Below are 15134 nucleotides of genomic sequence, written 5' to 3'. Positions count from 1 at the left end.
GTTGTTCAGTGCGATATCGACGATAAAGATCCTGTCATACATACTTAGATCGCCTGTATGTTGCGAATCTGCGAGCCAATAAGGCTGACTCCAGATCGTCTCAATTCTATCGTAATCTTCGTGAATTTTATGCCACAGGACTCCAGCGGAGGCTACTCCGTCCAAGTCTCCATGGGCAATTATCACGGCATTTTTATTTGTCATTGCTTACAGCCTTTAGAGCATATCTCTAAAAGTCTGCCACATTTTGAAAAAAAATTAGGCGTAGATCCAGCCAGGAACTTCATCCCACTCTGTGTAGGGAGTCCTGCCCAGCTCTCCTTTTTGGCCTTTCGAAGATGATCGAGGATTTGTCTGCCTTCCACGCCCTGGTCGACAATGAGCGTAATATCCCGGGTTACGGCCGGAAATTTCGGAACCGGAACAAATTGGGCGGCTTCGGGAACAAACGGCACCAGGGCTTCCATGTGAAGTTCAAGGGCGAAGACCGGCTGGTGAATATCGAATTTTTCCAGAACAGCGGGCCGGATTTCCCCAATGATGCCAAGGAAAGTGTCTTTGCAGCGGATCTGGGCGGTTTTCCCCGGCTGGGTATAGCTGCAGGCCGATGCGGGCAGTGCTGAAAAATCCCCGTCTGTTATTCCCAGGGCGGCCAGCAGACCCTCGGCCACGCCCTTTAGATCATAGAAATCGGTTTCAATCGGTTTGGCATGCCAGGTCAGGGGTTTTTGCAATCCCGTCCACAGGGCGGCCAGCATTTCAATTTCCCGGGGAAGGGCACAGGGCTGTGTGTGATAAAAAGCCTTGCCCTGTTCAAAGAGTTTCAGGGTTTTTTCCTGGCGGAAGATGTTTTTCTGCACGGTTTCCAGCAGAGCGGGGAGCAGACTGGTGCGCATCACGGACTGATCTTCGGTCAAGGGATTTAAAACAGGCTCAGTCCGGCGTCTGGGATCCTCTTCGGGCAGCAGCATCTGATCTGCCGCGCGATGACTGATAAAACTGTAGTGAATGGTTTCATGAAACCCGAACCCCTCCATGCGGTCGCGTATTTGTTCACGGGCTCTCAGGGATTTTCCGGGCGCCTCGGCCTGGGCGGTGATTCCGGGAAATGTGGTGGCAATGCGGTTGTAGCCCCAGAGCCGCGCTACTTCCTCCATGAGGTCTTCGGGCCGGAATACATCCACCCGATAGGAAGGCGCTGTGACAGCAAGCTGGTCCGTATCCACGGTCTGAATTTCAAAAGCCGCGCTTTGAAGCAGGTCCGTGATTTCAGACTGGTTCAGCCCGGTTCCCAGATGCTGGTTTGTCCGGCGGGTGCTCAGCCGGATGGGGGATTTGGCCGGCGGCCGGGGGTGTTCATCTATATATGAGCCGATCAGTTGGCCCCCGCCGAGTTCGGCCATGAGCACGGCGGCGCGCTGCATGGCGTACACGGTGCCGCCAGGGTCCACGCCCCGCTCAAACCGGTATGAGGCATCCGTTGAAATGCCGAGCCGCTTGGCGGTTTTGCGGATGGAAACCGGGTCAAAGTAGGCGCTTTCAATGAGCACCCGGCTTGTGGTCTCCAGGATTTCTGAGTTTTCCCCGCCCATGACCCCGGCAATGGCCACGGGTTTTTTCCCGTCGCAGATCAGCAGGGTATCGGCGTCAAGCTGCCGGGATTTGCCGTCGAGGGTGGCAAACTCGGTTTCTTTGTCCGGGGTGCGCACCACGATGCGGTTTTCTTCGAGCCGGTCAAAATCAAAGCCATGCAGGGGTTGGCCGGTTTCCATCATTACATAGTTGGTGATATCCACGATATTGTTGATGGGCTTTAAATCCACGGCCCGCAGCCGGCGCCGGAGCCATTGCGGGGAAGGCCCCACCGTGATATTGGTTACCAGCCGGGCCGCGTATCTGGGGCAGAGCTCGGGGTTTTCGATGGTCACGGAAGTCTGTTGGGCAATATCGCCGGATTCCGGCAAAAATGGGATTTCGGGCAGATGCAGTTTTTTCCCGAGCAGGGCGGCGATTTCACGGGCAACACCGATGTGGCTGAGGCAATCGGGTCGGTTGGGCGTCAGTCCGATTTCAAAAACCGTATCTTCCAGGCCAAGGGCCCGGGCAACGGGCGTGCCGGCAGCATGTTCCGTCCCAAGGTCCATCAGCCCGGAGGCATCTTCGCCCAGGCCCAGTTCGGTCTGGCTGCAGAGCATCCCCTCGGAGGTCTGACCGCGGATGCGGGTTTTCTTGATTTCCATTCCCGAGGGCAGGACTGTTCCCACCGTGGCGCAGGGCACATACATCCCGGCGGCGGCATTGGGGGCCCCGCAGACGATTTCCAGGGTCTGTGATCCCGCGTCCACCCGGCAGCAGGAAAGCCGGTCTGCATCTGGATGCGGCCGGACCTCGACAATTTTTCCCACCACCACGCCGTCGAGATGGGAATGGGGCCGGACAACAGCCTCCACTTCCAGGCCCGCCATGGTCAGCCGGTCTGCAAGGGCGTTTTCGCTGATATCAATATCTACATATTGCTGTAACCACTCCAAGCTGACCTTCATTTCAAAACTGCCTCAAAAAACGGATATCGTTTTCAAAAAACATGCGAATGTCGTTGATGCCGTACTTGAGCATGGCAATGCGCTCCACGCCCATGCCGAATGCAAATCCTGAATACCGGTTGGTGTCATAGCCTACATTTTCAAACACGGCCGGGTGCACCATCCCGCAGCCCAGCACTTCGAGCCAGCCGGTATCCGAGCAGACCTTACAGCCCGTCCCCCGGCAGATCACGCACTGGATGTCGACCTCGGCGCTGGGTTCGGTGAATGGGAAAAAACTGGGCCGGAAACGCACCCGGATATCCGGATCAAAAATCTGGTGGACAAATGCGGTTAAAATGCCTTTCAGGTCCCCGAAACAGACCTGCTCATCCACCAAGAGCCCTTCCACTTGGTGGAACATGGGCGTGTGGGTCAGATCCGAGTCGCACCGGTATACCTTGCCCGGGGCAATAATGCGCACCGGCGGCTGGTGGGCTTCCATATACCGGACCTGGATGGGGGAGGTATGGGTGCGCAAAACCACATTGTCGGAAACGTAAAATGTGTCTTGCATGTCCCGGGCCGGATGATTCGGCGGGATATTGAGCGCTTCAAAATTGTAGTAATCGGCTTCCACTTCCGGGCCTTCGGCAATGCCGAATCCCATGCGCTCAAAAATCCGTGCGATGGTCCGGGTTATCCGGGTGATCGGGTGCAGGCTGCCCACAGGGGCGGGCCGGCCGGGAAGCGATACGTCAATGGCCGCCCGGTCATCTTCCCCGGATGCGGCCAGTTTTTCAAGCGCGTTGGAAAAAGCGGCTTCCAGTTCCTTTTTGACTTCATTGGCCCTTTTGCCGGCAGCCGGCCGCTGCTCAGCGGGCAGGCTGGAAATATTGCGCAAAAAAGCTGTTACACGCCCTTTGCGGCCCAGGTAGGCAACCGACAGGGCCTGGACTGCATCGGCGTCTTTGGCGGCCTGAAGTTCAGACAGGGCTTGTTCTCGGATCTCTTCTATGGAGGCGTTCACGCTGGGTCACCCGCGGTTTTTTCCGTCAGATCGCATGGTTAAAGCTGGGCTGAAGCGGTCTGCGCCAGTTGGGAGAACGCATAGGGATCGGATACGGCCAGTTCAGCCAGGACTTTGCGGTCCAGTTCAATATCCGCGCGTTTGAGCCCGTTGATGAATTTGCTGTATGACAGATTGTTCATGCGCGCGCCTGCATTGATCCGAACAATCCAGAGGCGGCGGAAGTCCCGTTTACGGACCTTGCGGTCCCGGTATGCGTAGACCAGCGCCTTGTCCACGGCATCGGCCGCGGTGCGGTACAGTTTGCTTCTGCCGCCCTGGTATCCCCTGGCCAGCTTCAGCACTTTTTTACGGCGTTGTCTTGCCTTATATCCTCTTTTGACTCGCATGGTGAAACTCCTTTGCCTGCACCTTGTTTATCCGTACGGTAGCATCCGCTTGACGGCCTTGCGGTTGGTTGCATCCAAAACCTGCTGTTTTCTGAGCGCTCTTTTGCGTTTCCGGGTTTTCTTTGTCAGAATATGGCTGGCATGAGACTTGGCAAACATGTATTTGCCTGTGCCGGTGCGTCTAAAGCGTTTGGCTGCCGCGCGGTTGGTTTTGATTTTCGGCATAATGGCTCTCCCTTAAAAACAACATCGATTTTAAACAAAAATTTCCATTAAAGCAGAAATGATCCCGCAACAATGAATAAATTTTAAAAACAATAAAATATGCAATATCTTTGGAGCACAGTCAATAAAAAAATATAAAGCGCGGGAAACACGTTTCCCCGCGCTTATCTGCCGGGTTCTGCACGAAGCTAAACGGGCGGCTGCCAACACTGATTTTGAAAAAAAGCCGGCTTTTTTATTTGGGGCCCAGGAGCATGGTCATGGTGCGGCCCTCCATTTTGGGGTACTGTTCCACTGTGGCAAACTCCGCGGCCCTTTCGGCAACCTGTTCAAGCACCCAGCGCCCCCGCTCGGTCATGGTGATCTCGCGTCCCCGGAACATGACCGTGACCTTGACCTTGTTTTTCTTGCTGATGAATTTCTCAATGTGTCCCAGCTTGATATCCAGGTCATGGGTGTCGGTTTTGGGCCGCACCTTGATCTCTTTGACCTGCAGGGCGGCCTGCTTTTTTCGGGCTTCCTGCTGCTTTTTGTCCTGCTGGTATCGAAAACGCCCGTAATCCATGATTTTGCAAACCGGCGGGTTTGCATTCGGGGAAATTTCCACCAGGTCAAGCCCGGCATTTTCCGCAGTGGAAAGCGCGGTGGAGATGGGCAGCACTCCGAGCTGGTTGCCTTCTGCATCGATTAACCGCACATCTCTGGCTTTGATTTCGCTGTTGATGTTCACCCGTTTGTCGTTGGTCTTTGCCTTGGCTATTTGGCACCTCCCTGAAAAATATACCTGTTTGTCCATTGTTTCTGCCGGCCGCCCGGAGGCCCCGACCTGTGCATTTTGAGCAAAAATGTATAACACACTTGTTTCAGGATGCAAGGAAAAATAGTTACAGGACCGGGTTTTTTATCAAAAATCCATTGATCCTGCAGGCGAAAATGCATATGGTTGGGTCGTTTATTTCAACAAGGAGAAAGGCTGGTTTATGGAAGAGCCAAACACGATCCGCCCCGTAGATATTGACGCAGCCTTTGATTTTATGTGCGGTCCCCATGTTCCGTGTTTCAATGCCTGCTGCCGGGATCTCAACCAGTTTTTGACGCCGTATGACGTGCTGCGCCTGGCCCGGCACCTGGAAATGTCCACAGGCGAATTTCTCCGGGCCTATACGATCTCTCACGACGGCCCGGAGACCGGGCTTCCCGTGGTGGGGCTCAAACCGGCCGGCGGGGCTGAGAAAAAATGTCCCTTTGTGACATCCGGGGGCTGCCGGGTTTATGAAAACCGCCCCGGCTCATGCCGGATGTACCCGCTGGCCAGAATGCTTCGACGATCCAGGCAGACAGGGCAGCTTGCCGAAAGTTATGTGCTGATTTGCGAGCCGCACTGCCGGGGATTTGATCAGGGCCATCCGGTTACCGTTCGGCAATGGGTCCGTGATCAAGGGCTGGCGCCTTACAATCAGGGCAATGACGCCATGATCGGGGTCATTGCCGTAAAGCAGCAGCATTTTCCGGGGCCGGTGAAAGGAGAGCTGGGAGAAAAGCTTTTTATGAGTCTGTATGACCTGGATGCCTTCAGGCAGGCGCTTTGCGGACCGGTTGCCGCCGATTGCCGCCGTATCGGGATGGCCTCAGAGGGGATAGGCGGGCAAGACGATGACCAGATGCTGGCCTTTGCCCTTCAATACGCTGCGCAAATGCTGTGTCATGCCCCGGGGCAGACTGCCGGAGCCGATTCGGATTCCAGGGGTGAAATGCCATGGACTTAAACGGTAAAACCGCCCTGGTGCTCGGCGGCATCAAGGGCATTGGCAAGGCTGTGGGCCTGGTTTTGGCCCGGCACGGCGTAAGGCTGGGACTGACCTGGCATGACTGGGAGGAATCCCTGGATTCCATGCAGCGCGACTTTGCCGCCATTGGCACGGCCCATCTTATCCAACGGGTAAACCTGCTGGAGACTTCGGCCATTGCCCCGTTTGTTAACCGGGTGGCCGAACACTTCGGCGGTATTGACATTTTGATCAACAATATTGAACGCGGCGGGTGGCCTGTGGTTCACGGCCCCTATACCCGGCAGCAGTGGGACCTGGAGCTGTCCACTACCCTTCGGGCCAAGCAGTGGGTATTTGAAGCCGCCCTGCCGCACCTGAAAAACAGCGGCAACGGCTGTGTGATCAACTTCTCCTCTATTGCCGGATTGGTGGGCCGCAGCGGTCCTGCCAGTCACCTGTTTAACGAGGGCTATTCAGCGGCCAACCGGGGCATTTCCCTGCTCACTGAAACCTGGGCCCGCCTGGGTGCTCCCGAAGTCCGGGTCAATGAGCTGATGCTGGGCATTTTTCAAACCCGTCACGCCCAAGGTACCCGGGGGTGGGGGCTGCTTTCGGAAAAACAGCAGCAGGCCATAGTCGATCATACCCTGCTGGGCCGGACCGGGCGAACCGATGACGTGGTCCGTGCGGTGTTGTTTTTATTAAAGGATGCCCCGTATATGACCGGTTCGGTGATCCGGCTGGACGGCGGCTATGTTCTGGGCGGCGAACCCGTGGCCCCCATGCCCGAGGGCGTGGTCTGAGATGTTTTGTCTGTTTGAAAGGTGATACGCTCGTAAAAAGTCTGATTTCAGATGGGGCCGTAAAAAGTTCAAGATCAAGGCTTGCGCAATTTCGAAGAATGCAGCGTACTTATCCGTACGTGAAATTCTGAGGAATTGCGCGTAACGCAGATATTGGACTTTTTACGGTTCCATCAAAGGTTATCAATAGTTTATCTTATAAAATAAGGAGTCAAGTAATGGAAACCGAAGAAAATGCCGGGATTCCGCCGGTAAAACTAAACGCCAACAGCCGGTTTCACTTCCGGTGCCACCCGGAGATTTCCTGTTTCACCAAGTGCTGCCGGGGGATTAATATCATGCTGACCCCCTATGATATTGTGCGGTTGAAAAATCGCCTGGAGTTGAGCTCAGATGACTTTCTGGCCATTTACACCACCCCGCAGCTACTGGAAAAAACCGATTTGCCGGTTGTGACCCTGCGCATGCTCGACGATCAGCCCGGAGAACCGGTTTGCCCCTTTGTCCGGGAGGACCAGGGATGCATTGTCTACGAGGACCGACCCACTACCTGCCGGTACTACCCCTTGGGCGTGGCTTCCCTGAGCCATAAGGATGAAGCCGATGAGGGTTTTTATTTTTTTATTAATGAGCCCCACTGCAGGGGCTTTGAAGAGGACGTGGAGTGGACCGTTGACCAGTGGCGAAGCGATCAGGGCGTGGATGTTTATGACCGCATCAATGCCCCGTGGACCGAACTCATCGTCCGGAAACGGTCCATACCGGCCAATATCCGTCTGACCCAGAAAACCAAGAACATGTTTTTCACGGCCAGTTACGACATCGACCGGTTCCGGCGCTTTGTGTTTGAAAGCTCGTTTCTCAGCGTATACGAGGTGGATCCGGCGACCGTTGAAAAAATCCGGTCTGATGAACTGGAACTGCTAAATTTCAGTTTCAGGTGGCTCAAGTGGGTGCTGTTTCAGGAGGGTGAGGAATTTGCCATCAATCAGCAAGCCGCCGAGGCCCGCGGAAAACGCAGCTGAATTAGGCAGACAGTTTTAAACCGCATAACCCGGACATGCAGGGGCGGATCCATGGGCCCGCCCCTGCAGAAAAAAAGGATGTACGCCAGGTTTAATAGGTTTCGTAGGACAATTCCGCCAGAACGCCCGGATCATTTAGCCGCTGGTCGATGTCCACCCCGAAAAACTCGGCCGCAGGCCGGAGGATATGGGGATTTTTCGTGTGCACCCGGCGGGCTGCTGCCAGCACCGTATCCATGCCGGCCCGGGTCATTTTTCCCAGGGGCCGGCGGCAGGGACCTGCGGGCATCCCCAGGATCTGCATCAGGGTTTTGACCGGCACCGGATTGCGTGACCGGCAGACCACCTCTCCGTGGGGCGTTTTTTCCGTGGTTTTTACTGAAACCATGTCAAACAGGGGTTTTAAAGCATCAAATTGGATTTTCGCCGCATCAGTGTCGCCGGCGAGAAGGGAATTGATCATTTCCGTTACCGGGCCCGGAGCGATATTGGACATCACCGAGATCGCCCCGCCGCCGGCGATGGTCTTATCTGTCATCATGTCATGGGTGATGCCGTCATCGCCGGAAAGAATCAGATAGGAGTCCCCGCAACAATGCCGGGTCCGGCGCATGTTGTCCAGGCTGCCGGTGGCCTCCTTGACGCAGCTGACATTGGGATGCTCTTTATAGAGGATGGCAAGGTCTTCTGCAAACATCTGGGCGCCGGTGCGGCCCGGTATGATGTAGGGAATTATGGTCGTGTCCGGGTGGGCTGCGGCCACCGGCGCGACGTATTCCCGCCGGATTTCCAGCGAGCTGGGGCCGTTGTAATAAGGATCCACCAGCAGCACGGCCTCGCACCCGGATTTTACGGCGTGTTTCGTGGCTTCCAGGGTTTCGGCGGTGTTGTTGCTGCCGGTGCCGGCAATGCAGATACAGCGGTTTCGGGTGTTGGCGGCAATGCGTTCAATCACGCGGATGTGTTCATTCCAGTTCAGAGTGGGGCTCTCACCGGTGGTGCCCACAGCCAGAAGTCCGGTAATGCCGTTTGCCAGTTGAAAGGAAATCAGTTTTTCTATCCCCGCCTCATCAATTTCATTGTTTTTAAACGGCGTAATCAGGGCAGTATAACATCCAGGCTGCATAAATCCTCCTCTTGTGGCACATCTGAACCGATCCCCATTGCCGGGCAAATCCGCGGGCGGGCTTTGTCGCACGACAGATTTCCACTGCGTTCACCGGACGATGTGATATTTATAATTTATAGGTAGTTATTGTATCGCACGATTTTTATTATTATGAATTTGGCAATCCCCTGTCAAATAAAAAATCGGTATTCAGGGTCAAAGCAAAGAGCAGGGGATTTTTCTTGACAATCTGTGCCGGCTTTCTTTAAGTTTCAATAGACAACGTTCATCTGGGGTACCAGTTGTAAAAAAGCATGTAACGCAATGAGTTGTCAGGATCAGAAGCGTTCAAATACAAATTCAGAGGGGAGTTTTCATGACAACTGAAAAAACGGTGGATCAATATATCGAGGAACAGCGTTTTGCCATCATGTCGAATCCGGAATGCAGCAACAGCCACTACAATCTGGCCACTGCCCTGCTGGGGCTGCGCAAATTCGACGAGGCCGAAGAGGAATTCAAGGAGGCCATCCGGTGCAGTCCCAATTTTGCCGAAGCCTACGTGCAGCTGGGCGGTATCTGTCTGCAGCGTGGCGATATTGACGGATGCCTGGCTTACAATCAGCAGAGTGTGAAAGTCCGCGCCGCGTTTGCCGAGGGGTGGGGCAATATCGGTTTTGTGCAGATGCAGAAGGGCAAAATTGACGAGGCCATTTCCGCACTGGAAAAGGCCATCAAATATAATTCCAATTTTATCCAGGCCTATGCCACCTTGGCCAATGCCTATCTTTTTGATGGGCAGGTGGACAAAAGCATTGCCGCCGGGCAAAAAGTCATAGAAATTGATGAAACTTTTGCCGTGGCCCACAACAACCTGGCCATTGCGTATCTGGAAAAAGGCGATATGGAAAAAGCCTCCCATCATTGTGACCGGGCGCGGCAGCTGGGTTATGAGGTCGCCCCGGAGATTGTTCAAGAGATTGAAACCGCACGCGCCGTGTAGAGACAAATCCAAAGCAACGCCCTTTTTTATTGACAATGCGGGCTGAATCATTTTATAAGAAAACCTTTTGTATTCCATAGTTGTTGATACGGATGGATGATGTAAGAAAGCAGTATAAGGGTCTTATATCTGGATAGACATGTGGCTTAATTTTAATGAAAGGGAGGTATGACAATGGCAAAAAATGAAACCCCCTTGCTCGATCAGCTGGAGAGCGGACCATGGCCGAGTTTTGTATCGGACATGAAACAGGAAGCTGAGTCAAGGGCAAAGAACGCGGACAACATTAACTATCAGATCCCTGTGGATGTCGTCGAAGACCTGCTGGGCGTGCTTGAACTTTCCTACAAGGACGGGGAAACCCATTGGAAGCACGGCGGTATTGTGGGTGTTTTCGGCTACGGCGGCGGCGTTATCGGCCGTTACTGCGACCAGCCGAAAAATTTCCCGGGCGTGGCGCACTTCCACACCATGCGGGTTAACCAGCCCTCCGGCCATTTTTATTCAACCGAATATTTGAAGCAGCTTTGCGACCTCTGGGAGCTCCGGGGCAGCGGCCTGACAAACATGCACGGCTCCACAGGGGATATCATCTTCCTGGGAACCACAACACCGCAGCTTGAGGAAATTTTTTATGAAATGACCCACAAGCTGGATCAGGACCTGGGAGGCTCGGGCTCCAACCTGCGGACGCCTTCGGATTGTATCGGCGCAGCCCGCTGCGAATATGCATGCTATGACACCCAGCACCTATGCAACCATCTGACCCAGGAATACCAGGATGAGCTGCATCGGCCGGCTTTTCCCTACAAGTTCAAGTTCAAGTTCGACGGCTGCCCCAACTGCTGCGTAGCCTCCATTGCCCGGGCGGACATGTCTTTTATCGGTACCTGGAAAGACGATATCCGCATTGACCAGGAAGCGGTCAAGGCCTATGTGGCAGGCGAGCTCAAGCCCAATGCCGGCGCCCATGCCGGCCGTGACTGGGGCAAGTTCGATATCCAGAAGGAAGTCATTGACCTGTGCCCGACCAAATGCATGTGGTATGAAAACGGCAAGCTGGAGATCGACAACAAGGAATGCACCCGGTGCATGCACTGCATCAACGTTATGCCCCGCGCCCTGCGTCCCGGCAAGCAGACCGGATGTTCCATCCTGGTCGGCGCCAAGGCTCCCATCCTTGACGGCGCCCAGATGGGCTCTCTGCTGGTGCCTTTTGTCGAGGTCAACAAAGAGGACGACTACCAGGCCATCAAGGACGTTATCGAATCAATTTGGGACTGGTGGATGGAAGAGGGCAAGAACCGCGAACGCCTCGGCGAGCTCATGAAGCGCCAGGGCTTCCAGAAGCTGCTCGAAGTCACGGGCATAGATCCGGTGCCGCAGCATGTACAGGAACCGCGGCACAATCCGTATATCTTCTGGAAGGAAGAAGAGGTCGAAGGCGGCTGGGAACGCGACATCAATGAATTCCGCAAACATCACCTGCGATAACAAAGGGGGTTGAGCATGGCTTTTATATCTTCAGGATACGATCCCGAAAATCCGATGAAGGATCGGATTACCGATATCGGTCCGAGAAATTACGAGGAGTTTTATCCGCCGGTCATCAAAAAAAACAAGGGCAAATGGCTGTATCATGAAGTCCTGCAGCCTGGTGTGCTTGTGCATGTTTCCGAAACCGGCGACGAGGTGTACACGGTTCGCGTGGGCGGGGCCCGGCTCATGAGCGTTTCCTTGATCCGTGAAATCTGCGAAATTGCAGACAAGCACTGCGAGGGTTATGTGCGGTGGACCACCCGTAACAACGTTGAATTCATGGTTGACAGCAAGGACAAGCTCCAGCCGTTGATCGATGACCTGCAGGGCCGGAAGTTTGCCGGTGGTTCCTACAAGTTTCCCGTGGGCGGCACCGGCGCAGGTATTACCAACATTATCCACACCCAGGGTTGGATTCACTGCCACACCCCTGCAACGGATGCATCCGGGCCTGTCAAGTCGGTTATGGACGCGATGTTCGAGGATTTCCAGAACATGCGGCTGCCCGCCCATCTTCGGATTTCTCTTGCATGCTGCCTTAACATGTGCGGCGCTGTTCACTGTTCCGACATTGCCATTCTGGGCTATCACCGCAAGCCGCCCATGGTTGACCATGAGTATATGGACAAAATGTGCGAAATTCCGCTTGCCATTGCCGCATGCCCTACGGCGGCCATCAAACCTAAGAAGGTCGAGATTGACGGCAACACGGTAAACAGCGTCGAGGTGAATCAAAGCCGTTGCATGTTCTGCGGCAACTGCTATACCATGTGCCCCTGTCTGCCCTTGGCCGACAAGGAAGGCGACGGTATCGTGCTGATGGTCGGCGGCAAGGTTTCCAACCGGATTTCCGCGCCCAAGTTCTCCAAGGTGGCTGTGGCCTTTATTCCCAATGAGCCGCCCCGCTGGCCGAAAACATCGGAAACCATCAAGAAGATCGTTGAGACCTACGCAGCAGACGCCAACAAATACGAGCGCCTGGGCGAGTGGGCCGAGCGGATCGGCTGGGAACGGTTTTTCGAGAAGACCGGGCTCGAATTCACCCATCATCTCATTGATGATTTCCGTGATCCGGCTTACTACACCTGGCGTCAGACTTCGCAGTTTAAGTTCTAATAAAAGTACGATACCCAACCCGCTGTAAAAGGCGGTGAGGCTACAAAGGTGTTGCTGCGCATCAGCCAACGCGGATGCGCAGCAACCCGGCATTTCATTCAACCAATGAGGAAACAGACCAATGGCACTGGACTACGAAGAATGCAAGCAAAAGGTCCTTGATGGCATCGAGAAAAAATCCAAATCCAAGTCCAAGTTTTATTTCAGCGACCTGGCCAAGATGATGGACGCCAAGCCCCGCGAAGCCAAAAAGATTGTCACCCAGATGGTGGAAGAAGGCATTTTGGTGTTCTGGTCAAGCGGCAGTACTTCCATGTATGGTCTCAAAGGCGCAGGCAAGCAGTCCGCCGCTGAGCATGAAGACTAAATCCGTGGCAATACGCGGCATTGAACAGGCCGCATTTGTGATTCGCTATGATTTTTTGAGCAAGCCTGATGGTTCCTGCCGGTGGGCTGGATAGTATTTGATGGAGCCGGCACAAAAGATTTCCCGGGTTTTGATTGCCGCCCTTCGGGGCGGCTCAGGCAAGACTGTTGTTTCAATCGGCCTGATTGCAGCCCTTGCCCGGCAGGGCTATATTGTTGCTCCCTTTAAAAAGGGCCCGGACTACATTGATGCAGGCTGGCTGGCTCTGGCCGCTGGCCGGCCGTGCCACAACCTGGATCCTTTCCTTTTCTCCGATGCCTGTGTCAAAGCATCCTTCTGCAGGCATTCCGCTGATGCGGACCTTTCCATTATCGAAGGCAATCGGGGCCTTTACGACGGCCTGGATGCCCAAGGTACCACCTCTACTGCTTCTTTGGCCAAGCTTTTAAATACACAGGTTATCCTGTGTGTTGACTGTACCAAGACCACCCGCACCATGGCCGCCATTATCCTGGGCTGCCTTCATTTTGACCCCATGGTCAATATCTGTGGCGTAATTTTAAACCGGGTGGCAGGGGCCCGTCATGAACGGATCCTGCGCACCAGTATTGAATCGCGCTGCAATGTTCCCGTATTCGGGGCTATTCCCAAACTCCGCCGGCAGGATTTTCCCGAAAGGCACATGGGGCTGATTCCGACCCCGGAGCATGAGTTGGCAGCCGGCGCTGTGGCGTCTGCCGCAAATGCGGTTTCATCCCATGTGGACCTGGAGCGCGTAGTGGCGGCTGCCCGCAGGGCCGCTCAGATACCTCTCCAGGTGAACGAAGATGAAGATGCAAGCTTCCGGCAAACCTGCATACCCCCAGAACCGAAAAGCCCGGCAGTCGTTTTGGAATCCGGAAAAAATCTCCGAATTGGTGTGATCCGGGATTCGGCTTTCCAGTTTTATTATCCGGAAAACCTGGATGCCCTCAGGGCGCTGGGTGCAGAGATTGTATGCTTGAGCCCGCTTTTGGATTCAGACTTAAAAGGTGTCCACGGGCTTTATATGGGTGGTGGATTTCCGGAAACACATGCCGCCCGTCTTTCTGAAAACAGCGCTTTTCGCCGGAGGGTCAAGGCTGCTGCCGATTCCGGGCTTCCGGTTTATGCCGAGTGCGGGGGGCTTATGTATCTCGGAGACGTTCTTGTTCTGGAGGGCGAAACCTATCCCATGGCCGGGGTCTTTCCCCTTGTTTTCGGTTTTTTCCGCCGTCCCCAGGGCCACGGATATACCATTGCGGATGTAAACCAATCCAACCTGTATTTTCCGGCCGGCTCCCGGATTTGCGGCCATGAATTTCATTATTCCCGGGTTCTGGAATTTCGGGGCAGGCAATCGGATCTGGTGTTTACCATGGAAAAAGGACGGGGAATCATCAATGGAAAAGACGGGCTTTGCCATCGAAACGTGCTTGCCACCTATACCCATATTCACTGCCTGGGGGTGCCGGGCTGGGCGCCGGCTTTTGTAGCCGCTGCCCGGGACTATCAGCAGCAGGATGGCCAATAGTGCCCGTATGATGCTGTTTTGAGATAAAAAATCAGCCGGCAAATCAAAGAAAAACCCCATGGGGCGTGCCATTGTCCGCCTGCCCCATGGGGTTTTTCTTTGATGGATGATTGATTGAAAAGTGCTGCTTTCAGGCAGACTTTATTCGTCTTTTACATGGCATTCGTTGCAAGTCTTTGGGCCGTCCTGCTCTTTGTGGCAGCCGACGCAGTTGACGTGAACGGCGGTGTAGTAGGAATTCAGTGCCTCTGCATCAGGCGCAGGGCCCATGAAATCCTTCGGGGTGCCGGCGCCTGTGCCGTCGTGGCATTCAAAGCAGCCCTGGACGTCGTCGCCGGGTTTCAGATCCGCAAGGGGTTCGCCGTTTTCATCATGGTGGCATTCACCGCAGCCAATGCCGAATCCATCCGGATCGGCCTTGAGATGCGCGCCGTGGTCAAACTCAACAATAGGCATGCGGTGCTGCTCAAACGCTTCTTGATTTTCCATCTTGATTACATCCGGGCAGCTGTCTCCGGTGCCGGCATAAAGGCCTGCAGCCAGAAATACCGCGACCATGCATGCAGCTGCTGTCAGGATCGCAAATCGTTTTTTCATTCTGTCCTCCTTGCACCAAACTGGTTAAAAGCATATTTATGTGGAATCGCCCACCTATAACAATCCGCAAAATTTTCTTTCTTCAGGTA

General features: G+C 54.5%; 16 protein-coding genes. 8 read left to right on the top strand and 8 right to left on the bottom strand.

The window, feature by feature from the left end; genetic code table 11:
* The 6 genes from R6U41_RS00885 to infC all read right to left on the bottom strand — a co-directional run.
* Nucleotides 1-204 (bottom strand): hypothetical protein (locus R6U41_RS00885; RefSeq protein ID WP_410267957.1); only part of this gene is annotated, 204 nt, incomplete at its 3' end.
* Nucleotides 201-2543, bottom strand: coding sequence for a phenylalanine--tRNA ligase subunit beta (pheT, locus tag R6U41_RS00880; protein WP_410267956.1), 2343 nt, complete (start codon nucleotides 2541-2543; stop codon nucleotides 201-203). The genes R6U41_RS00885 and pheT, both read right to left, overlap by 4 nt.
* A gap of 1 nt (nucleotide 2544) precedes the next feature.
* Nucleotides 2545-3552: a phenylalanine--tRNA ligase subunit alpha gene (gene pheS / locus R6U41_RS00875; protein WP_410267955.1), complete on the bottom strand. Its 1008-nt coding sequence runs from the start codon at nucleotides 3550-3552 to the stop codon at nucleotides 2545-2547.
* A gap of 38 nt (nucleotides 3553-3590) precedes the next feature.
* Nucleotides 3591-3941 carry a 50S ribosomal protein L20 gene (gene rplT / locus R6U41_RS00870; protein ID WP_410267954.1) on the bottom strand — a complete coding sequence of 117 codons (351 nt, stop codon included), beginning with the start codon at nucleotides 3939-3941 and terminating at the stop codon, nucleotides 3591-3593.
* Nucleotides 3942-3968: 27 nt separating this feature from the next.
* Nucleotides 3969-4166, bottom strand: coding sequence for a 50S ribosomal protein L35 (gene rpmI, locus R6U41_RS00865; RefSeq protein ID WP_410267953.1), 198 nt, complete (start codon nucleotides 4164-4166; stop codon nucleotides 3969-3971).
* Between the two features lie 235 nt (nucleotides 4167-4401).
* Entirely contained in the window at nucleotides 4402-4962 is a 561-nt protein-coding gene (gene infC, locus R6U41_RS00860) for a translation initiation factor IF-3 (RefSeq protein WP_410267952.1), read from the bottom strand.
* Between the two features lie 184 nt (nucleotides 4963-5146).
* On the opposite strand from infC, the gene R6U41_RS00855 reads away from it, so the two are divergent.
* The 3 genes from R6U41_RS00855 (at nucleotide 5147) to R6U41_RS00845 (ending at nucleotide 7763) form a co-directional block, all read left to right on the top strand.
* Nucleotides 5147-5932: a YkgJ family cysteine cluster protein gene (locus tag R6U41_RS00855; protein WP_410267951.1), complete on the top strand. Its 786-nt coding sequence runs from the start codon at nucleotides 5147-5149 to the stop codon at nucleotides 5930-5932.
* Entirely contained in the window at nucleotides 5923-6738 is an 816-nt protein-coding gene (locus R6U41_RS00850) for an SDR family NAD(P)-dependent oxidoreductase (protein WP_410267950.1), read from the top strand. Before R6U41_RS00855 ends, R6U41_RS00850 begins: the two co-directional genes overlap by 10 nt.
* 218 nt (nucleotides 6739-6956) lie before the next feature.
* Entirely contained in the window at nucleotides 6957-7763 is an 807-nt protein-coding gene (locus R6U41_RS00845; protein ID WP_410267949.1) for a YkgJ family cysteine cluster protein, read from the top strand.
* A gap of 91 nt (nucleotides 7764-7854) precedes the next feature.
* Here R6U41_RS00845 and dapA read toward each other — a convergent pair whose 3' ends face one another.
* Complete coding sequence (gene dapA, locus R6U41_RS00840; RefSeq protein ID WP_410267948.1) at nucleotides 7855-8889, bottom strand: 4-hydroxy-tetrahydrodipicolinate synthase; 1035 nt, start codon at nucleotides 8887-8889, stop codon at nucleotides 7855-7857.
* A gap of 358 nt (nucleotides 8890-9247) precedes the next feature.
* Between dapA and R6U41_RS00835 the strand changes: the two genes are divergently transcribed.
* The 5 genes from R6U41_RS00835 (at nucleotide 9248) to R6U41_RS00815 (ending at nucleotide 14448) form a co-directional block, all read left to right on the top strand.
* Complete coding sequence (locus tag R6U41_RS00835; RefSeq protein WP_410267947.1) at nucleotides 9248-9874, top strand: tetratricopeptide repeat protein; 627 nt, start codon at nucleotides 9248-9250, stop codon at nucleotides 9872-9874.
* A 174-nt stretch (nucleotides 9875-10048) separates the two neighbouring features.
* The gene (gene dsrA, locus R6U41_RS00830; protein WP_410267946.1) at nucleotides 10049-11368 is read left to right on the top strand and encodes a dissimilatory-type sulfite reductase subunit alpha; all 1320 of its coding nucleotides are present in this window, start codon (nucleotides 10049-10051) and stop codon (nucleotides 11366-11368) included.
* Nucleotides 11369-11383: 15 nt separating this feature from the next.
* Nucleotides 11384-12529, top strand: coding sequence for a dissimilatory-type sulfite reductase subunit beta (gene dsrB / locus R6U41_RS00825; RefSeq protein WP_410267945.1), 1146 nt, complete (start codon nucleotides 11384-11386; stop codon nucleotides 12527-12529).
* A gap of 121 nt (nucleotides 12530-12650) precedes the next feature.
* Nucleotides 12651-12896 (top strand): dissimilatory sulfite reductase D family protein, encoded by a 246-nt coding sequence (locus R6U41_RS00820; RefSeq protein WP_410267944.1) that lies wholly within the window; start codon nucleotides 12651-12653, stop codon nucleotides 12894-12896.
* Nucleotides 12897-12996: 100 nt separating this feature from the next.
* Nucleotides 12997-14448, top strand: a complete 1452-nt coding sequence (locus R6U41_RS00815; RefSeq protein ID WP_410267943.1) for a cobyrinate a,c-diamide synthase — start codon at nucleotides 12997-12999, stop codon at nucleotides 14446-14448.
* 141 nt (nucleotides 14449-14589) lie between these two features.
* Here the strand turns inward: R6U41_RS00815 and R6U41_RS00810 are convergent, their stop codons facing one another.
* A complete protein-coding gene (locus tag R6U41_RS00810; RefSeq protein WP_410267942.1) occupies nucleotides 14590-15045 on the bottom strand; it encodes a cytochrome c3 family protein in 456 nt (151 codons plus the stop codon).
* Nucleotides 15046-15134: the final 89 nt, after the last annotated feature.

This window comes from Desulfosalsimonas sp. (assembly GCF_046483245.1).
In the GTDB taxonomy this organism is placed as follows: Bacteria; Desulfobacterota; Desulfobacteria; order Desulfobacterales; family Desulfosalsimonadaceae; genus Desulfosalsimonas.
Note: the sequence above shows the minus strand (reverse complement) of the source record. Positions and strands in the feature narration are given on the sequence as shown.